Source organism: Rhodobacter maris, assembly GCF_900217815.1.
Lineage (GTDB): Bacteria > Pseudomonadota > Alphaproteobacteria > Rhodobacterales > Rhodobacteraceae > Rhodobacter > Rhodobacter maris.
This window is the reverse complement of sequence record NZ_OBMT01000020.1, coordinates 1-23581: the sequence shown is the minus strand read 5'-3', so window position 1 is coordinate 23581 and position 23581 is coordinate 1. Positions and strand designations below refer to the sequence as shown.

The window sequence follows — 23581 nt, the reverse complement described above, 5'->3', positions numbered from 1 at the left end:
TGACGCGGAAGCGTGGCGGCCCGGAGGGACACGCAGCCGCAGAAACTCCCGATCACGGAAGATCCTTCTCGTCGCCTGACTATTTCAGCAACCTGTTAGAGTGACAATCGGGGCGGAAACGCAGACGGTCCTCACGGCTGTGATCCAGGTCGATAAAGCTGCGACGGTGGCGGCATGACCGCAATCAACTCAATCGCCGAAATCAGAAAGCGGCTCCGGGTGCGTGAGCATCCGCTCGACATTCTCACTCCGGCGCAGATTGCCGTGCAGCTTATCGATGCCGGTTATAGCCCGCACACGGCCGCAAACGCAGCGGAAATCGCCTGGTCCGTAGCGGCCACGTTACGCACTGGCCGATCAGTGCCGCCGATGTGGGGCACATGATGCCTCGATTTTTGGGAGACCTAAATGCCTGACAATGCTCACAACGTGGCCGCCGATGAGCTGCGTCAGTTCATCGAACAATACGAGCATCTCGAAGCCGAGAAAAAGGACATCAGTGAGCAGCAGAAAGACGTGATGAGCGAGGCCAAGGCCCGCGGCTATGACACCTCAGTGATGAAGAAGGTCATCGCCCTGCGCAAACGTGACAAGAATGACCTCGCCGAAGAAGACGCGCTCCTCGACGTCTACAAAGCCGCGCTGGGAATGGCCTGACACCAAGGCCGACGCGGGTGATCGCATCGGCCAGCGGGCAAACTTACAGGACCCATCACCAGTCTTCATCCGCACCGCGCGAAAAAGGATAACACGAGGCGCGCGGCCATCAAATACAGGGAACTTTCACGATGACCGCCCCGATCAGCCAGGCCGAATGGGAACGCCAGCGCCGTGACGCCACCCAGGCAATGCCGCAGGTGATCGATGCCGTCGGTCTGCCGAAGGTGTTGCTGCCTTATCAGGCGAAGGCGGTGGGGCTGCTCGACTCGGCCGCGCGCAACGTCCTCTTCGTCGAGAAATCCCGCCGGGTGGGCCTCACCTGGGGGCTCGCGGCCTATGCCGTCTTGCGCGCCGGGCGCGAGCGGGCGGCCAAGGGCATGGACGTGATGTACATCTCCTACAGTCAGGAGATGACGCGCGAATTCATCGACGCCTGCGCGATGTGGGCCAAGGCCTTCTCGATCGCCGCGATGGATTCCGACGAGCTCCTTTTCGAGGACGCGAACCCGGCCGATCCGACCGACACCAAGCACATCCAGGCGTTCCGGATCCGTTTCGCCTCGGGCTTCGAGATCCTCGCGCTCAGCTCGGCCCCGCGCGGACTGCGCGGCAAGCAGGGCGCGGTGATCATCGACGAGGCGGCCTTCGTCGACAGCCTGCCCGAGCTGCTGAAGTCTGCGCTCGCCTTCCTGATGTGGGGCGGTCAGGTTGTCGTCTGTTCGACCCACAACGGCACCGACAACCCGTTCAACCAGACCATCCAGGACATTCTGGCCGGGCGAAAGAGCTATCAGCATCTGCGGATCGATTTCGACACCGCGCTGCGCGACGGTCTCTTTCAGCGCATCTGCCTGGTGACGGGCGAGACCTGGACACCCGAGGCCGAGGCGGAGTGGCGGCAGAAGATCATCAGCGATTACGGCGACGGTGCCGACGAGGAACTTTTCTGCATCCCGACGCAGGGCACAGGGGCATGGCTGCCCGCGCCGCTGATCGAGGCGCGCATGACGGCCGAGGCGCCGGTGCTGCGCCTCGAACTGCCCGCAAACTACATGCAGATGAACCACCTGGAGCAGGCAATCCTGCTGGCCCCGTTCATGAAGCAGCTGGCCGATGCGGTGGGGACGCTTGATCCGCGCCCGCATTATGCCCTCGGCTTCGACTTCGGCCGCGTTGCCGACCTTTCGACCCTGTCTTTGCTGGCCATTGAACAGCGCTTGAAACGGCGTGAAGCGCTCTCGATCGAGATGCGCAACGTTCCTGGCAAGGAACAGAAGCTGATCGTTGGCGCGGTGCTGGAGCATGTGAAGGGGCGGCTGGTCGGCGCTGCCTTCGACGCCACCGGCATGGGATGGACCGTGGCCGAGGACATGGGCCGGAAATATGGCCTCAAGGAAGCCGAGGACAGCCCCGGCCTCGTCTGGGCGATCAAGTTCACCGAGGAATGGTATCGGCTGCAGATGCCGCCGCTGAAGGGCGCCTTCGAGGATGATCAGATCGCGCTGATCCCCGACGCCGAGCACTTGGCCGACCTGCGCATGGTCAAGCTGATCCGGGGCATCCCCCGGGTGCCTCCGGTGCGCGAGGGCGAGACCGGCAAGAAGCGGCACGGTGACTATGCCATCGCGCTGGCGCTGGCGCATTTCGCGTCGCGGATGCGCTGGGTCGAATATGGCTATCGGCCGGTGGCGCACCGCCACGAAATCCAGCCCGGGCAGATGCAGATGACCGCGGCCGAGGCCGACTGGGAAGATCTGTCGACCGAGGGGCGCGGCTGGTGGGACGGCCCGCTCGGGGTCCGATTCCGGGGGAACGTGTGATGCCCCGAAAGAACGCCCGGCCCGCCGCGAAGAAACGGGCCATGAAAATTGCCGCCAAGGTCGCTTTGAAGGCCGCTTTCAAACGGCGTGTGGCACCGATCCTCGCCCAGCCCCGGGCCAATGACCACCTGATCCTCGCCGCGGCGGCGGCAAGCCTGCATCCGACCCGATAGGAGCCCACCATGGCCGCAAAGCTGATCCTGACCGACCGCTGGGGCAACCCGGTCGAGCGCCAGACCCTGACGAAGGAGGTCGCTGCGCCCACGATCAGCGGCGTGCGCTCGCCGCTCTCGGGCTATCCGGGCGACGGGCTCAACCCGGTGCGTCTCGCCAATATCCTGCGCGCCGCCGATCAGGGCGACCCGGTCGAGTATCTCGAACTTGCCGAGACGATCGAGGAGCGCGACCCACATTTTCTGGGAGTGATCGGCACCCGCAAACGGGCAATCAGCCAGCTCGACATCACGGTCGAGCCCGCCTCGGACGCGGCACTGGATGTTAAGATCGCCGACATGGTGCGCGACTGGCTCAAGCGCGAGGAACTGCAGCAGGAGGTGTTTCACATCCTCGACTGCATCTCGAAGGGCTATTCGGCGACGGAAATCGTCTGGGACACCTCCGAGAGCCAATACATGCCGGGCAAGCTGATCTGGCGCGACCCGCGGCATTTCCGCTTCGAGCGCCAGGATCTGAGCACCCCGCGCCTGCTGGAGGAGGGCGGTCAGGAAGTGCCGTTGCCCGCGTTCCGCTTCATCTTCGCCGACATCCCGGCGAAGTCGGGCTTGCCGCTGCGCTCGGGCCTCTCCCGGGTGGCGGCCTGGGGCTGGATGTTCAAGGCCTTCACGGCGCGGGACTGGGCGATCTTCACCCAGACCTATGGCCAGCCGCTGCGGGTCGGCAAATGGGCGCCCGGCGCTTCTGAGGAGGACAAGGCGACCCTGTTCCGCGCCGTGGCGAATATCGCGGGCGATTGCGCCGCGATCATCCCCGACACGATGTCGATCGACTTCGTCGAGACGAAATCTGTGGGCGCCTCGATCGACCTTTACGAAAAGCGCATCGCCCACCTTGACCAGCAGATCTCGAAGGCCGTGCTCGGCCAGACCGCCACCACTGATGCCATCGCCGGCGGCCATGCCGTTGGGCAAGAACATCGCCTCGTGCAGGAGGACATCGAGACCGCCGACGCGATGGCGCTGGCGGCGATCCTGAACCGCGATTTGATCCGGCCGTGGATCCAGCTCGAACACGGACCACAGAAACGCTATCCTCGCCTCAAGATCGCCCGCCCGAAGGCCGAGGATCTGAAGCTGATCGCCGACTCGCTCGATGTGCTCGTGCGCAACGGCGTCGAGATCGAGGAGGCCGAGGCCAGGGCGCGGTTCGGATGGGCGCAGCCGAAGCCCGGTGCGCGCCTCCTCCGGCCGGTTTCCAGCGGCAACCAGCCGGCAACTACCGACCCGACCGACCCCTCCGGGCGCAAAGGGGGCATTGAAGCATCCTCCGCAAAAATTAAAGGGGGTGCGGGGCGGTCTGGGGGTGACGTGGCCCTGCAGCAAGAAGGGGTCTCCACGGCGATTTTTTCGGGGGGTTACCAGATCGGAGCTCTGGCCGAGCGTCTGGGGGCCGAGGCACAACCGGTTGTCGTCGCGATGATCGAGCAGATCGAGGCCATGCTTGGCGCGGCAGGATCGCTCGAAGAGTTCCGGGCGATGCTCGAAGAAGGCTTCGGCCAGGCGGAGACGCAGCGCCTGGCAAACCGTCTCGCGGCCGCCATGCTCTCGGCCGAGTTCGCCGGGCGCGAGGACGCGCTCGATGGCTGAGGATCCGCTTGCGCTCCTGTTGCGCCGCCCCTTCGACGAACAGGTGGCAGCGTTTCGGTTGCGCCTGCGCAATCTCGTGCCCACCGCGCGGTGGGACGACATCTCGGGCCCCGCGCATGACCGGGCCGGCATGGTGGCGGGAGCAATCAAGCAGGATCTGATTGCCGACATCCTGGGCGCCGTCGATCGCTCGCTGACCGAGGGCACCGGGCTGGAGGTGTTCCGGCGCGATTTCCGGGCGATCGTCGAAAAGTACGGCTGGCACGGCTGGACCGGCGAAGGCACCGCCAAGGGCGAGGCCTGGCGCACCAAGGTGATCTGGAAAACAAACCTTTCTACCTCTTACGCCGCGGGCCGCTGGGCTCAGCTCAATGCCAAGGGCTTCAAGTTCCTCGTCTATCGGCACAGCCACGCCGAACACCCGCGCCTGCAGCATCTGGCCTGGGATGGGCTGATCCTGCCGATCGAGCACCCTTTCTGGCGGACACATTTTCCGCCAAATGGCTGGGGCTGCGGCTGTTCGGTGCGCGGCGCGATGTCCATGGCGATGGCGATCCGTCTGGGCGGCGATCCGGCCAAGAAGCTGCCCTCGGACTGGGCCATGCCGGATCCGCGCACCGGGGCGCCGAAGGGGATCGACCGCGGCTGGGATCACGCGCCCGGCACCACCGTCGCCAACACTATCACGGCGCTCGCCGAAAAGGCCGGCAAATGGCCGACCAGCCTGGCGACGAACTTCATGCAGGAGGTGCCGACTGCGACTCGAGATGCGATTGCGACGGGTTATCGTGATGCGCCGTCCACTGCCGATGCAACGCGGCGCTGGGTCGAACGTGTGATGGGCGAACGTGGCGGGGCGCCGATCTCGCCTGACGTCCTGGTCGAGCCGCAACGGACACTCGGGCTCGTCACCACGCACGACGCCGCAGCGATCGAACAGGCTCTGGCGAGGCCGCTGAAGCCCGCGCTCTATGACTATATAGTAGAGCATGGCGCCGCCCGGCACGCTCTCGCCGAGCACGGCGCCCCCGAGCTGGAACGGACCCGGGGTCAGCGCGCCTTGACGGCCTATGATTTCGGCCGCCTCGGCGCGCTCTTGAACGCGCCTGATACGCTGGAGCCAGCCGATCAGAAACCCGGGCGCGGGCCGCGGATCCTGCTGACGAAACGCTTCGGCGAAGAAACACTCGTCGCGGTCTTCGAGCTGCTGGCCGGGCGGCGCAGGCTCTCCCTCGTCACGATGTGGGTGAAGACTGGCGCGTCCCCGACCTTTACGCCCTGAGCGTACCCACGGCCGATCCGCAGCGGTCGATGTCCCGCGCCAGCCACAGGAGTATAGCAGTGATTTCCGTAGAAGTGAATGACAAGCAGATCTCCGCCACGCTGGACGGGATCGAGGGCAAGCTCGCGAACCAGGCCGATCTGATGGCGCAGATCGCCGAGCTGCTGCTCGACAGCACCGTCGAGCGGTTCCAGACCGGCACCGCGCCCGACGGCACGCCCTGGGCGCCGAAAAGCTCGACCACGATCGCCGCTTACGAGGCGCGCAAAGAGCCGGTCTCCCTAAAACCGCTGATCGGGCCGACGAAAAGCCTGAGCTCGATCACCAACTTCGCCACCGCCTCGGGCGACGACTGGGCCCGGATCAGCTCGCGCGCCATCCAGTCGGCCGTGATGCAGTTCGGCGCCCAGCAAGGTGCCTTCGGGGCTTTCATGGGCATCGACAAGCGCGGGCGGCGGCATTTCCACTCGATCCCATGGGGCGACATCCCAGCCAGGCCGTTCCTCGGGATTTCGGCCGAGGATGAGGAGAGCGTGATGGCGGCGATCAAGGAGTGGATTTTTCCAAGTTGAAGAACAACCGTCGGCTGGAAACTCGTTTCGACAAAACCGCTGACAGTTTGCTCGGCTTCGTCGACGTCGCATGCATCAGGCTCTAGCTCCGACAATTGTCAACATGACCTAGGCCGCCATTCAAGCGCTGCAAAGCATCAGACTCGTCGGCCGGGGCACGTTTGCGCTTTACACTTGTGGTTTTTTGGCGTTTACTCCACCTTGCTTGCGGTAGCGGCTCGGCGGGGTGCGAATGGAAGACTATGTGACTAAGCTCTTGGCTCGAGACCTGCCGGAAGAGATGTTTTCCGCATTCGCTAATCGGCTGCATCACGAGTATGATGCCGCGTACCGTCGGCTTGCGCCTGAGCGCGCGTCAGTGGATGCGGAAGCGCTTACCGAAATGGAACTCCTTGACGTGGCTGCCGCACGCAGGAGCCGCCGAGAGAATGGCAAGCGGGCAATGCTCCATACCTGTCGGCAGCTTGGGATTCCGCATGAGGTCCGTGCGCTCAAAAGCAATGGGCAGATTGTTGTTCTGGCTCAGGTTGGTGAACTGCTCTTGTTCCCTGAGCCGATGGATTACCTTGAAGAAAAGCCCGTCGCCGCTGCTTACAAGCAGGAGCTCGCTGCGTCGCATTTTGCGGAACGACAGCTGGAATTCGACTTCGGCGACCGGTACCGGCGGACGCAGATCGATTGCAGGAACACGATGCTTGTAGTGCTGCAGCATGGAATGAGAGGCGAACGGTTTGATGAGAAAAACCTGAAGCTTTCCATGTTGCGTGTTGCTGTGCCGGACTGGTCATTTAGTTCATGGACTTGGCGAGCAAATGCGATGAATGACGAGCTTTCTCTCCTCATGGATTGGAAGCCTGTACGGAGTAGCGGTCGGTTCACGCAAGAAGACAAGGTGCAACCGATGCTTAAGTCGAACCTCCTCCGTAAAATGGAAGATGGACAATGAAAGGCGTTGCTGGTTTCTCGGGTGAGCGTCTGACGCAGGCTCGGGAGGCGCGAGGGCATACCAAGAAGTCGCTTAGCGACTCCGTCGAGATATCGACCACCGCGCTGGCTGATCTTGAGAATGGTAAACACCTCCCGCGCGAAGACACGCTGGCGCGCTTCGTCGAGGTTCTCGCGTTCCCACGCGGCTTCTTCGTCAGGCCCGCTCCGAAATTATCGGTGGGGCCGGTGTTTTGGCGCAAGCAGGCTGCTGAAGCGCTCCGCTCTCAGTCAAGAACTGAGCAGCGTATCCGTTGGGCGGCGGAGGCTTTTTCTGTTCTTGAGGAAATGGTGTCCTTCGGCCCCCTGAATTTGCCGGATCGATCGTGGTTGCCGCACCACTGGTCTGCGATCAGCGACGAACAGATCGAGCGATTGGCCGAACAATGTCGTGACGAGTGGGGGCTGGGTATGCATCCGATCCCCGACATGACACTGGCACTAGAGAACATTGGCATTCCGGTGCTCTGCTTCGACATCGAGAGTACGAAGCAGTACGGCTACACGGACTGGATTCCTGAAATTGGCAGGCCAATTGTCGGGGTGAACTCGTTTGAGTGCAGCTGGGCACGGCAGCGGTTTAATCTCGCGCATGAGTTCGGGCACGTTCTCATGCACGTTAAAAGCGCGAGTCCTGCCGAGCTTAGAAGTCCTGCGATCTATAAGCAGATTGAGGATCAGGCACATCGTTTCGCTGGTGCTCTTCTTTTTCCGCGCGACGCCTTTGTTAAAGAGGTTGGATATGTGAACCTTGAGACCTTTTCTGCACTGAAGCAGGAGCGTGGGATCTCGATCATGGCGCAAATAACCCGAGCGAAGCAGTTGGGGTTGTGTACAGCAGACTGGGCGCAAGGGCTTTTCCAGCAAGCAAGCAAAAGAGGCTTTCGTCGTCCATTCGGCGAGCCGTTTGATAACGCACATGAACTGGAGCGCCCACGGATGCTCCGACGCGCTATTGATGCGATCGAGGATGGCAGCGAACTGCTGCTTTCACGGCTGGATGCTTCTCTGCAACTGCCTCGGACTGAAGCCGTTGCGCTCTTTGGTCGTTCGCTCTCGCCTTCGAAGGCCAATGTTTTTCAGCTCCGCCCTGGGAGATGAAGCTGACAAGAAAAACCGCGGTGGCCACCTTGGCTACTGCGGTTTGAGTGCAATATCCTGATGACCACTGACGTCAGTGATCTGGTACTATCCCCCACCTGAAGCACGATCACCGCAGAACTCAACCTGCCCTGCGGTATCGCCTGAACGAAGGCATGACCGGGACGCTTTCATCGCTCGGTTCGCCTTTGCCTCCAGCGATGGGCAGAAGGAATTCACGCTGCGAAATGTCGCGCGGGGCTTTGAACGCCGAGCGTGCGTTCCCTTTTCGACCATGAGCCGCAGCCGCTACCGTATCGAGCATCATGGGAACACGGATCGTGCTACCAGCGAACATCTCCGCAACAGTGATGATCTGCACGGTCGGTATGGGGCCGATAAGAGTATCAACTTTGCCGAACTCGCGGGCTGCGTCCCGCATGCCCTTGGTCGGCTCGTGCGCGGTCAGAAGCACTCCGATTGCTTTTTCATCTTTGGTCAACCGCCGTTGTGTTTGCACGGCACCCCCAAGATCGCGGACCATGCCCGGGTTCAGGCTCCTGCCACCCTTTACGGAAACGATACCGCGACTACGCTCGTCACTGCCGGTCATATAATAGAATGTGCCGTCGATTCCGCGATCACCCCGAAATTTGCCAGAGTGCATCGCGCCCAAGGCGCTGACCGCCCACTCCTCGAACTTGAACGGGTGATTCTCCGCCAGCCATAGCGCGGCATCGACACTTCTTGGTATCCCGAACACATCATAGCTGACGTGCGGGAAGTGGTGCTTCAGGCGGTCCTGAACGACATGCATGGACTGCACGGCCACATCGATGCCTATCCAATTTCGGTCGAGGTTCTGTGCCGCATGCAGCGTGGTGCCACAGCCGCAGAAGGGATCAAGAACCACGTCGCCCGGTTTGGAAGATGCTGTGATGATGCGTTCAAGCAAGGCGACTGGTTTTTGGGTAGGATAGCCAAGACGTTCGCGGGCTTGGGAACTGAGCGGTCCGATGTCGTCCCAGAGATTCTGGACGGCTTGGCCAGGACTTTCATCGGCGTACATCTTCAGTCGCAATGCACCATTCGGTTTAGCTGGATAATGCAGCCTCCCCTCAGCATCGTAGCGCCGCATTCTATCCTCATTGCACGACCAACCATTGCGATGTGGAAGATATGTGATGCCATTGTTGGCAGTATACGGGTATTTCAGATTTGGCCGGTCGCTGGGATTGCGCAAGGTTACAGATTGCCAACGGCGGTTGTCGGCATCGACATTCGGGTATTTTCTAAGAAGCTCCGCGCCCTCGACCTGGCGATAGGAAGTGTTCCATGTGTAATCGCTGCTTGCTACGTAAAAAAGGATCGTATCGGTTATACAGCCGAAAGTCCGGCTTGCATTGCCATGGGCATATGTTCGTTTCCAGGTAATTTCGCTTCGAAACCCTTCGACCCCGAATATCGCGTCCAAGACAATCTTGAGGTAATGGCTCGCCGTGGGATCACAGTGAAGATAAAGGCTGCCGGTGGGTTTCAGAACACGATGCAACTCGATCAGCCTAGCCGTCATCATCGACAGATAAGCCAGCATGTCGTTGGTCCCAAGGATCAACCGCAGCGATGTCAGAACATCCGCCGCCTTGCCGGGAATCGCGGTCACATCCTCAAAGGTTTCTTCGGCAGCATCGCCCCAGGACCATGTGTCGTCGAAAGTGGCGATCTGCGCGTCGGCCCAACGGGTCTTGTCCGGGCTCTTGAACAAGAGATTGTAACTGGCATTGGAGTTGAACGGCGGATCCAGATAGATCAGGTCTACACTGCTGTCGGGAATATACTCCCGCAAAATGTAAAGATTATCGCCGAAGTAAAATGCGTTGCTCATCGCGCGTCCTCCCTCCCCCAGGAGGCGAGAGAAAGCTTGCCATCAATTGAATTTCAATCAACCGGAACGGGACTTGCCGCCGAAAAAACTACGGTGGATGACCCAGAGTGATTCATCAATGCAACACTCTCTTGACCGCCCCGAGCGATCTCGCGCAGGATGATTTTGATGCCATAGGCTGCGTCTCCCCACACCGTTGTGGCTGAAATCCTGCTCTGTGACTTGCGATTGTCGCAGGCATGAGCACCTCGAACCCCCATATTTCCCTCATGCAGGCCCAGCCTCTGCCCCATCAGGGCGAGGTGCCGGACTGGATCCACCTGATCCCGGCCGGGGCCGAGATCATGACGCAGGACCGGCGCGGGCCCTATCGGCTTGATACGCAAAGCGTTGTGACATCGCTCGCCCAGGGCACGAAACTCCCGATCGACGAAAACCATGCGATCGACCTCGCCGGTCCGCGGGGCGAGCCTTCGCCCGCGCGGGGCTACATCACCGAGCTGCAGGCGCGGGCCGATGGCATCTGGGGCCGCGTCGACTGGACCGAGGCCGGTCGGGCGTTGATGGCCGACCGGGCTTATCTCGGGATCAGCCCGGCGGTCGTGCATGACGGCGCGAAACGGATCATCGGCATCGCGCGGGCCTCGCTCACCAACAAACCCAACCTGCGCGGGCTGACCGCGCTCCACCAGGAGACCCCCATGTCCCTTGCGGCTGTGGCCAAGGCGCTTGGCCTGTCCGACGACGCGGGCGAGGATCAGATCCTCGGCGCGATCGGCGAAATCAAGAAACCCAGTGCGACCGAGACCGCGCTGCAATCGAGCTTGGCCGAGATCGGCGTGGCGCTCGGCGTGACCTCGGCCAAGCCCGAGGACATTCTGGCCGCGGCGAAAGCGGGCAAGGCGCCCGATCAGACGGTCGTGGCGCTGCAGGCCGAGCTGGCTACCGTCACCACCGAGCTCAACACGCTGAAGACCGAGGGCGCGCGCGGCAAGGCGACGGCCTTCGTTGACGGGGCGATCAAGGATGGTCGGGTCGGTGTGAAGCCGCTGCGCGATCATTACATCGCCATGCACATGCAGGATCCGGCGCGGGTCGAGAAAGAGATCGGCGCGATGCCGGTGCTGAACGGTGGCGTCGTCGTGCCGTCCACGCCGCAGCCCGCCAATGGCGAGATTGCCCTGCAATCCGCCCAGATCGACGCCGCCAAGGCGCTCGGCCTCGATCCCAAGGCTTACGCCGCCACCCTGAAAACGGAGACCCTGTGATGGCCCTTGCCGCTGACCGCAACACGCCCGCTTATGCGGGCGACCTTCGCGAGGGGCCGGTGGCCGCCGCGCAGCTGATCTATGCCGGGGGCATGGTGATGGTGAACGCCGCCGGTTACCTGGTGAAGGGCCAGACCGCCACGGGCCTGATCGGCGTCGGCCGCGCCGAACATCGTGCCGACAACAGCGCTGGCGCCGCCGGCGCGATCACCCTGCGCTACAAGCCGGGCACCTATCGGTTCAAGAACTCGACCAGCACCGACCAGATCACCGCCGCCGACATCGGCAAGGCTTGTTACGCCGTCGACGACGAAACCGTCGCGCTGACCTCCGCCACCAACACGCGCTCCGCGGCTGGCACCGTCGATTCGGTCGATGCCAACGGCGTTTGGGTGCGCTTCGACGCCGCGCTGACCCGCGCCGTGCTCTCGTGACACCCTGAAAGGACTGACCATGCTCGTCAATGCAGCCACCCTCGACGCGCTGCGCGTCGGCTTCAAGACCTCGTTTCAGAACGGGCTCGGCCAAGCGCCGAGCCAATACGAACGCATCGCCACCATCGTACCCGCCTCGACCAAGGAGGTGAAATACGGCTGGCTCGGCAAGATCCCGAACGTGCGCGAATGGATCGGCGCCCGGGCCGTGCAGAACCTGTCGCAGTCCGACTATTCGATCAAGGAAAAGGCCTGGGAACTCACGCTCGGCGTCGATCGCGATGACATCGAGACCGACAACCTCGGCATCTACACGCCGCTCTTCACCGAATTCGGCCGCTCGACCGGCGCGAAGTGGGATCAACTGGTGTTCGCCCAGCTCAAGGCCGGGTTCACCACCAACTGCTACGACGGGCAGTTCTTCTTTGACACCGATCACCCGGTTCTGGATGCGGACGGCAACACCATCACGGTTTCGAACATGGGGGGCGGTGCCAGCACGCCCTGGTTCCTGCTCGACACCACGCGGGCGTTGAAGCCGATCATCCTGCAGCGCCGCCGGGACTTCGAATTCGTCTCGAAGACCAAGACCGACGATGACCACGTCTTCATGAACAAGGAATTCCTCTACGGCGCCGATGCCCGCGCGAACGTCGGCTTCGGCTTCTGGCAGATGGCCTACGGCTCGAAACAGACGCTCGACGCGACGAACTATGCCTCTGCCCGGGCAGCACTGATGGGCATGAAGGGCGATTACGACCGGCCGATGGGGATCACGCCCAACCTGCTCGTCGTTCCGCCCACGCTCGAAGGGGCGGCGAACAAGCTGATGAAGAACGAGCAGATCAACGGTTCGGACAACGAGTGGAAGGGCACGGCCGAGGTGCTCGTGGTGCCCTGGCTCGCATAACGGCCGGACTGCCTGAGGGCAGTCGGTTTCCCGAGGGGGCGGTGCGCCGCCCCCGACGATAAGCCGACAGGAGAGAGACATGGCGCGCAAGACCAATTCGACGGATAGCGAGAAGCCGCAAGAAGCGGCCGATCTCCCCTCGACCGAGGGGCTTGCCGGGGCGGCGGAAACCGTCGCCCCGGATCCCTCCGCCGCCCCCCAGGACACCCCGCAGCCGCCGAGCACCGAAGACAGCCTCGACACCGCCCGGGCGGAAGACAATGCCGAGGTGCAATCTGCACCGGGCGGGATCACTGTGACGATCACCGGCCCGAAACAGGGCCGCTGGCGCGCGGGGCGCCATTTCTCGGCCGAGCCCGTGGTGATCGAACTCGACGATCTCTCGGAAGATGAACTGGCCGCGCTGCGCGACGATCCGGCGCTCACGGTCGCGGTGGGCTGAGCCATGGGCTACACGACGCAGGCCGAGCTGATCACGCGCTACGGCGAAGAGATGCTGCGCGGCTTGACGGATATCGGCCTGCCGCCCTCCGGCGAGATCGATACCGAAGCGGTCGACCGGGCCATCGCCGACGCAGATGCCATGATCGATGGCTATCTGCGGGAGCGTTATGTGGTGCCGATGGCTTCTCCACCGCCGGAGATCTCCGCGATCTCGCGCGCCATTGCGATCTGGAACCTGCACACTTTCGAGCCGGGCAAGAAGATCGAGACCGACTATCAGGGGGCGCTGGCAGCGCTGAAGGACATCTCCAAAGGCCTGATAAAGCTCGACGCCGCCACCGTGGCACCTGTCGTCAATGCGGGCACGGGCGCGCGCATCACCGACCGCGAGCGCCCGCTCACCGAGGCGAACATGAAGGGCTTCATCTGATGATCGAGGCGATCATCCAGAAGCTTGCGGCCGAGGCGCCTGAGCTGGGGCCGGTGAAGGGCGCGGTTGATTTCAGCGCGCTGGTCGCGGGCGGGAAGATGCCGCAGACCACTTACAGCGCCTTTGTCCTGCCCGCCGGTCTGATCGGACGGAGCGCCGAGGCTGCGGCGGGTGCTTTCATTCAGACCTTCGACGAGGCGGCGAGCATCATTCTGGCGATCCGGTCATTCGAGGCGGCAGGCACCCGCGCGATCGATCCGCTGCGCACCTTGGTGATGAAGGTTTTCGAGACGCTCGGCGGCTGGACCCCGGGCGACGAGAGCGGCGCGCTCGTGCTGCGCTCGGGGCGGCTCGTGAGCATGCAGGCCGGTCTCGTCGTCTACCAGATCGATTTCACCCTGACCGACCAAATGAGGATCGCACGATGACGGACCCTGTCACCCCCGCGCTGCCAACCGAAGGTGGCAGCTATATCCGCCACCCCGATGGCTCCCTGGAACGGCAGGTCGAGCCCGAGGCGACGCCCGAAAAGCCTGCTGAAGCGGTCACGCCGAAGGCCGCCAAAACCGCCGTGAAGGAGGCTTGAAATGGCCATCAACTGGAAATCCAAGGTGCTGCTCTTCAAGATCGAGACAGCCTACGCCACCGATCCGACGCCCACGGGCACGCTCAACGCGATCCTCGCGACGCAGATCCGGCTCTCGCCGATGGAAGGGCAGGACAAGAGCCGCGAGCTCGAATTGCCCTACCACGGCGCCCAAGCGACGATCCCGACCGAGCTCCATATGAAGCTCGCGTTTCGCGTCGAGGCGAAAGGCTCTGGCACCAAAGGCACCGCACCGGTGTTCGGCCCGCTTCTGCGGGCCTGCGGCATGGCTGAGACGATCGTTGCCACGACTTCGGTGACCTACAACCCGATCTCGAACGGTCACGAGTCGGGCACGTTCTATCTCTGGATCGGGGCCACGCTCTACAAGATCAAGGGCGCGCGCGGCACGGCGACGCCGCATGTCGACAAGCAGGACATCCCCTATATCGAGTTCGAGTTCACCGGTCTCTTCACGGTGGCGACCGAAACGGTCCAAGCCTCGCCCGATCTCGCCGCGCAACTTGCGAACAAGCCGAAGGTGGCGACAAGCACGACCACGCCCACTTTCACGATCAACGGCGTGCCGCTGGTGCTGCGCTCCTTCGCCTGGCGGTTTGCGAACGCGGTCGAAACCCGTTTCCTGATCGGTGAGGAAAGCGTGCTGATCACCGATCGCGCCGATGCGATTGACGCAACCGTCGTGGCGGTGCCGGTGACGACGCTCAACCCCTATCAGCTGGCGATCGATCAGACGCCGGTGGCGCTCTCGCTCGTGCACGGCACCACCGCAGGCAAGATCATGACGATCTCGCTGCCGGCGCTGCAACTGCAGCGTCTCACCTCGCTCGAAAACCAGCAAAACATCCTCGAATGGCCCCTGAAGGGCCTCGCCCTGCCGATCTCGGGCAACGACCAGGGCACCATCGTTTTTACCTGACCTCACGGAGAGAGCATGTTCACACGCGTCAAATCCCCCGAATTCAATCACCCGGTGAAGGTCTCCGAGCCGGTCGATGGCGGGCATCGCAACAGCACCTTCACCGGCCGCTTTCGCGTTCTCACGATCGACGAGGCGAGCCGCTTCGATCTGATGACCGCCGCGGGCACCACATCCTACCTGCAGGCGATCTTCGTCGGTTGGGGCGAGGATTATGTCGACGAGGGAAAGACCCCGGTGCCTTATTCCGACGCCGAGCGCGACAGCCTGATCTCCACGCCCTACGTCCGCATGGCGCTGCTCGACACCTACAACGCCGCGATGATGGGCGCGAAACGGGGAAACTGATCGAGGCGGGGCGCCGGTGGGCACGCGGAGATCTCGATGGGCAGCCGCTCAATGAAGCTCTCGAAGATGCCGCGCGTTTCGGGATCGACCTGCCGGAAGACGCTCTGGCGCAACCGTCGTTCGAACTCTGGGAAGATCATGCCAGGCCGCTCGACGCGTTCCTCGCGGTCAGCGGTCAATGGCGGGTGGCGCCGATGGGCCTGGCTGGCGTCCGGTACCTTGGCCTCGATTACGGCGCGGTCGGGCACGGATTCGATCTCGCCGGCATCGCGCTGACCCCCTCTGAATGGGCCGATTTCCGCACGATCGAGGCGGGGGCGGCAGAGGAACTCAACCGGGAATAGGACATGTCTGCGGCACAGACCCAGCTCGAAATCATGCTCCGCGTCGTCGCCGAACAGGCACGGCGCGAACTCGCGGGCACAAAGGGCGATGTGCAGGGGCTGACCGGAGCCGCGCGCGATCTCGGGGCGCAATCGACGAAGAGCCGCGATGGTCTCGCGGTTCTTGCGGCGGGGGCTGCGGGCGCGGGGCAGAGCCTTGGTGCTGCGAGCATCGGCGCAACAGACGCCTCGAACGCGATGTCGAACATGGTCGCAGCGGCGGGGCGGAATGCAACGGCCATCGCCGGGCTGCAGAATGCCGTGAATGGCACCACCGCAAGCATCGCCGCCCAGGTGAATGAGATGCTGGCAGCGCAGCGCGAAGCCGCAGCCTGGCAATCCGAGCTCGATCAGTTGCGTGCCCGGTTCAACCCGCTGTTTGCGGCCTCGCAGCAATACGAAGCGCAACTGCGCGAGATTGCCGAGGCCGAGCATCTGGGCGCGCTCAGCACGGCCGAGGCGAATGCGGCACGGACCCGGGCGGCACAGATCCTCGCGCCTCTGCCCAGCCAGATTCAGGCCGTTGGTGTGTCCTCCTCGGCATCTGCGGCCCATGTGGCGAACCTCGGCTATCAGTTCAACGACATCGGGATGATGGTGGCCGCCGGGCAAAACCCGTTCATGCTGATGATGCAGCAAGGCACGCAGGTGACGCAGGTCTTCGGGCAGATGCGCGCCTCGGGGATGAACCTCGGCACCGCGCTGCGCACGACGCTGATGGGCATGGTGAGTCCGACGAATATCGCCACCATGGCTGTGATCGGGCTCGGCGCGGCGGCCGTGCAATGGTTCGTGGCGGCAGGTGAGAAGGCGAAAACCTTCGAGGAGACGCTCGCAGATCTGGAGAAATCGACGAATGCTGTCGAAAAGGCACTCAAAGAAGCAAGCCGGGGCACCTTTGACCTGCGAGCAAACTTCGGCGATGGCGCGCGCGCTGCACGCGAGCTGAACCTTGCAATTCTTGGGCTTGCCAAGATGGAAGCCGCTCAAGAGCTGAAGAAGTCGATGAAGTCGGTCTCGGAAGCGATCGAGGACATGCAGTCTTACCTCAATTTCGGGGTGGTCGATTCCCGCACGCTTGAAAAGCAGTTCAACCTGACGGCCCGCGGGGCGCAGGAAGTCAGCGCCGCGATCCAGCAATTCCAGTTCGCGAGCACCTTCGAAGACAAGGTCGAGGCCGCGAAAGCCATCGCCGAGGCGATGGAAAGCGCCGAGTACAACACCGAAGGCGCAAACGAAAAAGCAACCGACTTCGGCACTGCGATTGCCCGGGTCGCCTTGGGCGCAAAAGTCATCAAGGGCGAGAACGAGCAGATTGACGCCTTGATGAAAGAGATCGCGAAATCCGGCATCGACGCTCCGTTCAGGCAGGCCAACAAGCAAGCGATGCTGCTGGTCGGGACACTGGCAAGCGCGGTGGAGGCGCAGAACGCCTTGAACCGGGCGCAAGCGCTTGGCGGGCAGGCCAGCGGTCGCGGCGATGGCATGGCGGAATGGCGGCGGCGTCAGACAGACCAGATGGACATGGGCGGGCGCGAGCAGCTTTTCGGCGGGGATGCCGGCAAGTTGCTCGCGGACCTGCAACGCGAGGCGCAAATCAGTCAGGCGATCGTCCAGTACGGCAATGAAAGCCTGCAGGTGAAGCGCCTCAAGATTGCGGAAGAACGTGCTGATTTTGAAGCGCAACTCGACAACCTCAAGGTCTCGGAAAACCTCAAGCAGGTGCTGCTCGATCAATGGGACATCACCAAGGGGCTCAAGAGTGCGGATCCGTTCGGGTCAATCGCGACGGCTCGGGAAATGTTGCGAACGCAGACCGAGTCTCTGGGCAAACTCCAGCTTGAGCTGAGCCTGACAGGTCAGACTGAGGCCACGCGGCGCCGAATCCTCGCTCTCTACGATGCTGAAACCGAGATCCGCACCCGCGGTATCGATCCGACTGGCGCGGAGGCTGCCCTGATCCGCGGAAACGCCGCAGCGATCGAGGAGCTTGAGACACGCGTCAAACGCGTCCAGGACGCCTGGGACAAAGTGCGGGACGCTGGCGAAGGCGCGATCGACGGGGTTTTCGACGCCCTCAAGCAGGGGGATATCGGTGGCGCGTTCGAAAGCGTCGTCGATGAGATCGCCTCGATGTGGGAAGATCTGGCCCTCAAAAACCCGTTGAAAAACGCGATCCTCGGCACCGATTACGCGACGATGGCGGATGTGGGCGGTCTGCAGGGCATCTGGGGGCGGCTCACCGGGCAAACCGATGCGCTGACCGTGGCGGGCGTGAGCTCCAAATCGGTGGGCTCGATGTCGGTCACCGCCACGCAGGTGATCCTCAATGGCACACTGGCGGGAAGCGTTGGGGGCGTTCTGACGGGGGCTGCGGGCGCGGGAACGCTCTCCGGCGCGCCAGCGGTGCAGGAGCAGGTGTGGTCGTTCTTCGCCGCGAAGGGCCTCAAATCCCACCAGATCGCGGCGATCATGGGCAACGCGCAGGTCGAGAGCCGCTTCAATCCGCTCGATGTCGGTGACAACGGCACCGCTTTTGGCCTGTTCCAGTGGAACGATCGCAAAAACGCGCTGTTTGATTTCATCGGCGGCAAGCAGAACCTGGGCGATGTGAAAAAGCAGCTCGAATTCGCCTGGCATGAGATGATGACGTCGGAAGCCGCTTCGATGCAGCGGTTGATGAGCAGCACCAACGTCTATGACGCGACGAAAGCTTTCGTCGGGTTTGAGCGCCCGAGCGGCTATACCGCAGCCAATCCCACCGCCGCAATGCACTGGGATCAGCGCCTCGCATCCGCCGAAGCGGCTCTCGCCAAATTCGAAACGAGCACGCTCGGCGCCGGTCAGGGCGTGAGCACCTTCGCCAGCGGCGCCCAGCAGGTCGGGGCCGGACTGCAGAATTTCGGGGCCTCGATCGCCTCGACGATCCAGTCGATCGGCGCGCAACACGGCATTGGCGGCGCGATCGCCGGCACGCTGCTCACCGGGATCGGCGGGTTGATCGGGCTTCCCGGTTTCGCCGTCGGCGGTCCCACCGGGGGTACCGATCCGACGCGGGTCGCGGGGCTGGTGCACGAAGGGGAGTACGTCTTCGACGCTGCCGCGGTGAATCGGATCGGCGTGGGCAATCTGGAGACGATCCGCCAGGGCCGCATGCCGGGCTATGCCTCGGGCGGCTATGTCGCCGGGCCGCGTCCGGTGCCGAACACGGCCGCCCAATCCACCATGGCCGCCGCGATGCCCGCCCGCGAAACCCGGGCGGTGTTCGAGATGCACGTCTCCGGCACCGGGAACTCCGAGATCCGACAGGTGGCGGAGGTGGCGATGCGCGAGGCGCTCAACGCCTATGACCGCGACGTGCTCGCCTCTCGCGTGCGTCAGATCTCCAATGACCCCTATGCGACGTGAGCCATGGCCTACAGCTTCCCCCTTTCGACCGCCGACTTCATGGACATCTTGCCGATCGAGGCGATGACTTGCGATCTGCCTGAGGTTGTCGAGACCTCGATCACCGTGGGCGGAGATGTCTTGCAGGCCGATCTCGGGGCCTGGCTCTGGCAAGGCGAGATCAAGCTTGACATCATGCAGGATGACGAGGCCGAGCGGGTGATCGCGATGCTCGACGTGGTGCGCCGCGGGGGCTCGTTCTTTTGCTATTCCGCCAAGCGTCGTTTCCCACGCGCCGATCTGTCCGGAACGGGCCTCGGCGCAGCGACGCCGGTTCTGTCCGCGGTCTCGGCCGACATGTGCAAGGTCGAGCTCTCCGGTCTGCCGAGCGGATATCGGCTACGGTTCGGCGATATGCTGTCGTTTTCGTATGGGGTGGACCCGACGCGCTACGCCTTGCACCGTATCGCGGGGGATGTGAGCGCCAGCGCGGCGGGCAAGGCGGCTGGCCTTGTGATCAACCCACCGATCCGCAGTGGTTTCACCCTTGGCGCGGCCGTGTCGCTTGTCAAAGCGAGCTGCAAGGCGATCATCGTGCCGAACTCGCTCAGCCCGGGCACGCGCAAATCCACCATCACCAGCGGCATGTCGTTTCGCTGGATGCAGACGCTGCGGTGAGCGATGTATACCTTCGACGCCACCACCGCAGCCCACTTCGCCTCTCGCGGCCCGACCCGTGCCCATGTGCTGATCTGGGTCAGTGCGCGCAATCGCACGACGGGAGCGACCGAGACGATCGGCTTCTGGACCGGGGAGGATCACGCCCGCTTCGACATCGATGGAGAGGAGCGCATCTATTACGGCGCCGGCGCCACGCTCTCGATCGACCCGATCGTCCTGCAGACCGGGCTGTCCGTGCGCACGCAACGCGCCGCCCTCAGCCAGGTCTCGCCCGAGGTGCAGATGGCGATTCGCGGCTACGACTCGCGGCATGCGCCGATCGAGATCCATCGCGCGCTCTTCGATCCGGTCAGTGGCCTGCTGCTCGCCCCCCCACATCTCAAGCTGCGCGGCTATATCGACCGGCTGAACGTCAAAACCCCGGCTGAGGGCGGCGAGGGATCGATCGAGGTCTCCATCGCGACGGCCGCCAAGGCCCTGACCAAGGCGTTGAGCCGCAAGCGCTCCGACGAAAGCCTGAAGGCGCGTGCCGCTGGAGATCAGTTCCGCAAATACGCCTCGATCACGGACCCGGTCGACACGAAATGGGGCACCAAATGACGCCGCTGACCCGTGTTCCGGACTGGCAATCACGCCTGCGCCTCTATCTCAGAGCCGCGCGTCACCGGCCTTTGACGCCGGGCCAACACGATTGCTGCCTCTTCGCGGCCGGGGCTGTCGCGGCCCAGACCGGGGTCGATCTCGCAGCGGGCTGGCGCGGGCGCTACACCACGATCCGCGGCGGATATCGCGTCCTGCGCGCCGCGGGATATGCCGATCATGTGGCGCTGATTGCCGCCCATCTGCCCGAAACCAGTCCGAGCCGTTGCGCTGAAGGCGATATCGCGGTGCTGCCCGGAGAGGACGGGATCGCCACAGGCGTCATCCAGGGCGAGGCCGTCTATGTGCTTTGGGCGGGCGGTTCCCTGACGCTCGCGCCGATCGACGCCGTGTTGCGGGGCTTCAAGGTCGGGGGCGCCTGATGCCGCAGGTTGCCGGGTTCTTTGCGGGGTTTGTGGGGTTCAGTGCGCCTGCACTTGGATCGGCGGCATTTGGCGGCTGGGTCGCGGGTGCGGCGTTCGGGTCGACCGTGGTCGGGGGCCTGCTCTCGAAGCTGCTCACCACGGTTGCGATCACAGCCCTGCAGCAAGCGGTGGCGCGCAAACCCTCTCAGGGTGGCGGCATCACGATCTCGACGACCCTGCGCGGCGAGGCCAATCCCGAGACGATCATCCTCGGCCGCTACGCCACCGCCGGGCAGGCGATCTGCCCGCCTTACAGCCATGGCAAGAGCAACGCCTATCTCACCCATGTCATCGAACTCTGCTCGGCCCCCGGAGCCACGCTCGAACGCGTGATCGTCGGGGACGATTACGTCGAGATCGGCTCGACGCCTCATCCAGACGGCTACGGTTTCCCCGTGCTGGGCGATTACGAGGGGAACATCTGGATCAAATATTACGACGGCAGTCAGAGCGCGGCCGACCCGATGCTGGTCGCCAAATATGGCGATCATCCGGATCGCCCCTGGGGCACGGAGATGATCGGATCCGGCATCTGCTACGCGATCCTGACATTCCTGCGCGGCGGCCCGCATGATCTGCAACAGGTGCCCAAATACCGCTTCGAGATGGGGGGCATCCCCCTTTACGACCCCCGCAAGGACAGCACGGCGGGCGGCGACGGGCCACAGCGCTGGGGGGATCCTGCCACCTGGGAGCAGACCGAAAACGCCATTGTCATCGCCTGGAACATCTTCCGCGGGATCGAATTGCCGGGCGGCGACATCTGGGGCGGCAGCATCGATCTGGCGGGGCTGCCGCGGGCGAACTGGGTCGCGATGATGAACCGCGCCAGCGTGGAAATCGATCTGGCTGACGGCACGCGCGAGCCACGCTACCGCGCCGGGATCGAGGCCGCGCTCACGAGCCAGCCCGCGGCCATTGTGGACGAGATCCTGAAAGCGGCCAGCGCCCAGGTGGCCGATATGGGGGGATACTGGCGGATCCTGTGCGGTGAGTCGGCATTGCCCGTCTTCGCCTTCAGCGATGACGACATCCTGCGCACCAAGGAACAGGAGCTCGACCCGTTCCCGACGATCGACGACACTTACAACGCCGTTTCCGCGCAATATCCCGATCCGGAAAGCCTTTGGGAAACCAAGGATGCGCCCTTGCGCACCAATGCCGACTGGGAAGTGGCCGATGCGTTCGGCCGCCGTACAGCCGAGCTGCAACTGCCGGCATGCCCCTATCCCCTGCAAGTCCAGCGCCTGCAACGGGAGAATGCAGAGGATCAACGGCGGATGATCCGCCACATCTTCAGCCTGACGCCCGCGGCTGCGGGGGTCGAACTGCTGGATACCGTCGATTATGGCTCGGCACGCAACGGCTATGACGGCAAGGAGTTCGGGGTCTATGCGATCACCGAAGATCTCCGCACCTGCATCCGCAAGGTCTCGCTGCGCGAGCGCGACCCGTCAGATTATGCCTGGGTGCCCGGCTATGAACTCCCAACGCCGCCGCGCATCCCCTCGACACCGCCCGCGCCAGAAATGGTCGATGGCTTCGAGGTCGATGCCATCACGCTTGGCGATGCTGATGGGCGCCCCCGGCGCCCGGCGATCCGTCTGAGCTGGGCGTCTGACATCCTGGCCAATGGCATCCGCTGGGAGGCGCGCCTCCAAGGCGCGACGGAGGTCGCGTTGCGGGGCTCGACGCAGGATGTCAGCGCTGGCACCTATGTGATCGACGGCGTGCTGCCCGCGACAGATTATGAAGTGCGCGCGCGCCTGATCACCGGCTGGCCCACCGAATGGAGTGGATGGATCGCCGTAACCACCGACGATGTGAGAGTTGGGGCGATCGACCTTGCCGACGAAGTGCAGGCGGCCATCGATGCGGCGCAGGCGCGGGCAGATGAGGCTGCCGCGGCGGCCGACGAGGTGCAGGGCAATCTGGACGCGGCCGTGGCGCCGCTGCGGGTCGATATCGACGCGGCGCAGGCCGAGCTGGAGGCGATGCGCCCCGATCACCGCGCTGTGGCCGCGCGGGTCGATGCGCTCTCGGGCGCGCTCACCTCGGCGCTCCTCGCGGTCTCGGTCGCGCAGAGCCGCATGGCGGATGCCGGGATCTATCTCGATCCCGCCACCGGCACGGCGCGGATCGAGGCGGTCGGGCGGATCGATGAGGCGCTCTCGGCGGTGAGCCTGAGCCTTGATGCGCTGGCCGGGCAGATCGCGCTCAGGGCAACTTATGCCGATGTGAGCTCCGCGGTCTCCGAGGCGCTGCTCGATCCGACGCAGATCCCGGTGATTGACGATCTGACGGCGACGATCGCCGATGTGCAGCTGACGCTCGACAGCCTCGCGGCGAGGGTGGCGCTTTCGGCCACTCAGGTCGAGCTCGACGGGATCGCCGCCACGCTGAGCACGGTGACGAGCACACTCGATGGAGCGCTCGCCACGCTGGAAACCGTGGTGACGCGATCGGAATTTGATGACGCAGAGAGCCGCCTGACCACGGTGGAAGAAAACCTGAGCGCCTTTGACGGGGCGCGTTACAGCCTGACGCTCACCGATGCCGCGGTGCAGGGGCGCAGGCTGGACGATGCCGCGCGGGCCTCG

The 23581-nt window shown here is 63.8% G+C and carries 24 protein-coding genes and 2 pseudogenes; 25 read left to right on the top strand and 1 reads right to left on the bottom strand.

Annotation, left to right across the window (positions count from 1 at the left end; genetic code table 11):
- Positions 1-174 precede the first annotated feature (174 nt).
- The 10 genes and pseudogenes from CRO22_RS18705 (at position 175) to CRO22_RS17315 (ending at position 8242) form a co-directional block, all read left to right on the top strand.
- Positions 175-384 (top strand): hypothetical protein, encoded by a 210-nt coding sequence (locus tag CRO22_RS18705; RefSeq protein WP_141399473.1) that lies wholly within the window; start codon positions 175-177, stop codon positions 382-384.
- Positions 385-408: 24 nt separating this feature from the next.
- On the top strand, positions 409-657 hold the full coding sequence (locus CRO22_RS17350; RefSeq protein ID WP_097071415.1) for a DUF2312 domain-containing protein: 249 nt from the start codon (positions 409-411) through the stop codon (positions 655-657).
- A 131-nt stretch (positions 658-788) separates the two neighbouring features.
- Positions 789-2480, top strand: a complete 1692-nt coding sequence (locus tag CRO22_RS17345; RefSeq protein ID WP_097071414.1) for a hypothetical protein — start codon at positions 789-791, stop codon at positions 2478-2480.
- 41 nt (positions 2481-2521) lie between these two features.
- Complete coding sequence (locus CRO22_RS19365) at positions 2522-2653, top strand: hypothetical protein (RefSeq protein WP_281254760.1); 132 nt, start codon at positions 2522-2524, stop codon at positions 2651-2653.
- Between the two features lie 9 nt (positions 2654-2662).
- Positions 2663-4303 carry a DUF935 domain-containing protein gene (locus tag CRO22_RS17340; protein WP_097071413.1) on the top strand — a complete coding sequence of 547 codons (1641 nt, stop codon included), beginning with the start codon at positions 2663-2665 and terminating at the stop codon, positions 4301-4303.
- Complete coding sequence (locus CRO22_RS17335) at positions 4296-5585, top strand: phage minor head protein (RefSeq protein ID WP_097071412.1); 1290 nt, start codon at positions 4296-4298, stop codon at positions 5583-5585. The genes CRO22_RS17340 and CRO22_RS17335 overlap by 8 nt, the downstream gene beginning before the upstream one ends.
- A gap of 29 nt (positions 5586-5614) precedes the next feature.
- Complete coding sequence (locus CRO22_RS17330; protein WP_097071411.1) at positions 5615-6157, top strand: phage virion morphogenesis protein; 543 nt, start codon at positions 5615-5617, stop codon at positions 6155-6157.
- Positions 6145-6243, top strand: a pseudogene (locus tag CRO22_RS17325) (IS5/IS1182 family transposase); the annotation flags it as partial. The gene CRO22_RS17330 and the pseudogene CRO22_RS17325, both read left to right, overlap by 13 nt.
- 146 nt (positions 6244-6389) lie before the next feature.
- Positions 6390-7103, top strand: a complete 714-nt coding sequence (locus tag CRO22_RS17320) for a hypothetical protein (RefSeq protein WP_097071410.1) — start codon at positions 6390-6392, stop codon at positions 7101-7103.
- Positions 7100-8242, top strand: a complete 1143-nt coding sequence (locus CRO22_RS17315) for an XRE family transcriptional regulator (protein ID WP_097071409.1) — start codon at positions 7100-7102, stop codon at positions 8240-8242. The genes CRO22_RS17320 and CRO22_RS17315 overlap by 4 nt, the downstream gene beginning before the upstream one ends.
- A 121-nt stretch (positions 8243-8363) precedes the next feature.
- Here the strand turns inward: CRO22_RS17315 and CRO22_RS19360 are convergent, their stop codons facing one another.
- On the bottom strand, positions 8364-10106 hold the full coding sequence (locus tag CRO22_RS19360; RefSeq protein WP_097071408.1) for a site-specific DNA-methyltransferase: 1743 nt from the start codon (positions 10104-10106) through the stop codon (positions 8364-8366).
- A 239-nt stretch (positions 10107-10345) separates the two neighbouring features.
- Between CRO22_RS19360 and CRO22_RS17305 the strand changes: the two genes are divergently transcribed.
- The 15 genes and pseudogenes from CRO22_RS17305 to CRO22_RS17240 all read left to right on the top strand — a co-directional run.
- Positions 10346-11374 carry a phage protease gene (locus tag CRO22_RS17305; RefSeq protein WP_097071407.1) on the top strand — a complete coding sequence of 343 codons (1029 nt, stop codon included), beginning with the start codon at positions 10346-10348 and terminating at the stop codon, positions 11372-11374.
- On the top strand, positions 11374-11808 hold the full coding sequence (locus tag CRO22_RS17300) for a hypothetical protein (RefSeq protein WP_245861021.1): 435 nt from the start codon (positions 11374-11376) through the stop codon (positions 11806-11808). Before CRO22_RS17305 ends, CRO22_RS17300 begins: the two co-directional genes overlap by 1 nt.
- A 19-nt stretch (positions 11809-11827) precedes the next feature.
- Entirely contained in the window at positions 11828-12718 is an 891-nt protein-coding gene (locus tag CRO22_RS17295) for a Mu-like prophage major head subunit gpT family protein (RefSeq protein ID WP_097071405.1), read from the top strand.
- A gap of 79 nt (positions 12719-12797) precedes the next feature.
- Entirely contained in the window at positions 12798-13160 is a 363-nt protein-coding gene (locus tag CRO22_RS17290) for a hypothetical protein (protein WP_097071404.1), read from the top strand.
- A gap of 3 nt (positions 13161-13163) precedes the next feature.
- Positions 13164-13592 carry a gp436 family protein gene (locus CRO22_RS17285; protein ID WP_097071403.1) on the top strand — a complete coding sequence of 143 codons (429 nt, stop codon included), beginning with the start codon at positions 13164-13166 and terminating at the stop codon, positions 13590-13592.
- Entirely contained in the window at positions 13592-14020 is a 429-nt protein-coding gene (locus CRO22_RS17280) for a phage tail terminator protein (protein ID WP_097071402.1), read from the top strand. Before CRO22_RS17285 ends, CRO22_RS17280 begins: the two co-directional genes overlap by 1 nt.
- Entirely contained in the window at positions 14017-14178 is a 162-nt protein-coding gene (locus CRO22_RS18970) for a hypothetical protein (protein WP_176518686.1), read from the top strand. Before CRO22_RS17280 ends, CRO22_RS18970 begins: the two co-directional genes overlap by 4 nt.
- A 1-nt stretch (position 14179) precedes the next feature.
- Entirely contained in the window at positions 14180-15118 is a 939-nt protein-coding gene (locus CRO22_RS17275; RefSeq protein ID WP_097071401.1) for a phage tail tube protein, read from the top strand.
- 15 nt (positions 15119-15133) lie between these two features.
- The gene (locus tag CRO22_RS19260; RefSeq protein WP_097071400.1) at positions 15134-15466 is read left to right on the top strand and encodes a hypothetical protein; all 333 of its coding nucleotides are present in this window, start codon (positions 15134-15136) and stop codon (positions 15464-15466) included.
- The gene (locus tag CRO22_RS17265) at positions 15463-15810 is read left to right on the top strand and encodes a DUF1799 domain-containing protein (RefSeq protein ID WP_097071416.1); all 348 of its coding nucleotides are present in this window, start codon (positions 15463-15465) and stop codon (positions 15808-15810) included. The genes CRO22_RS19260 and CRO22_RS17265 overlap by 4 nt, the downstream gene beginning before the upstream one ends.
- A gap of 3 nt (positions 15811-15813) precedes the next feature.
- Positions 15814-19257 (top strand): phage tail tip lysozyme, encoded by a 3444-nt coding sequence (locus CRO22_RS17260; protein WP_097071399.1) that lies wholly within the window; start codon positions 15814-15816, stop codon positions 19255-19257.
- 3 nt (positions 19258-19260) lie between these two features.
- Positions 19261-19914 (top strand): hypothetical protein, encoded by a 654-nt coding sequence (locus tag CRO22_RS17255; protein WP_097071398.1) that lies wholly within the window; start codon positions 19261-19263, stop codon positions 19912-19914.
- 3 nt (positions 19915-19917) lie between these two features.
- Positions 19918-20517: a hypothetical protein gene (locus CRO22_RS17250; protein ID WP_097071397.1), complete on the top strand. Its 600-nt coding sequence runs from the start codon at positions 19918-19920 to the stop codon at positions 20515-20517.
- Positions 20514-20939: a DUF6950 family protein gene (locus CRO22_RS17245; protein WP_176518685.1), complete on the top strand. Its 426-nt coding sequence runs from the start codon at positions 20514-20516 to the stop codon at positions 20937-20939. Before CRO22_RS17250 ends, CRO22_RS17245 begins: the two co-directional genes overlap by 4 nt.
- Positions 20939-23581, top strand: a pseudogene (locus CRO22_RS17240) (hypothetical protein); the annotation flags it as partial. The gene CRO22_RS17245 and the pseudogene CRO22_RS17240, both read left to right, overlap by 1 nt.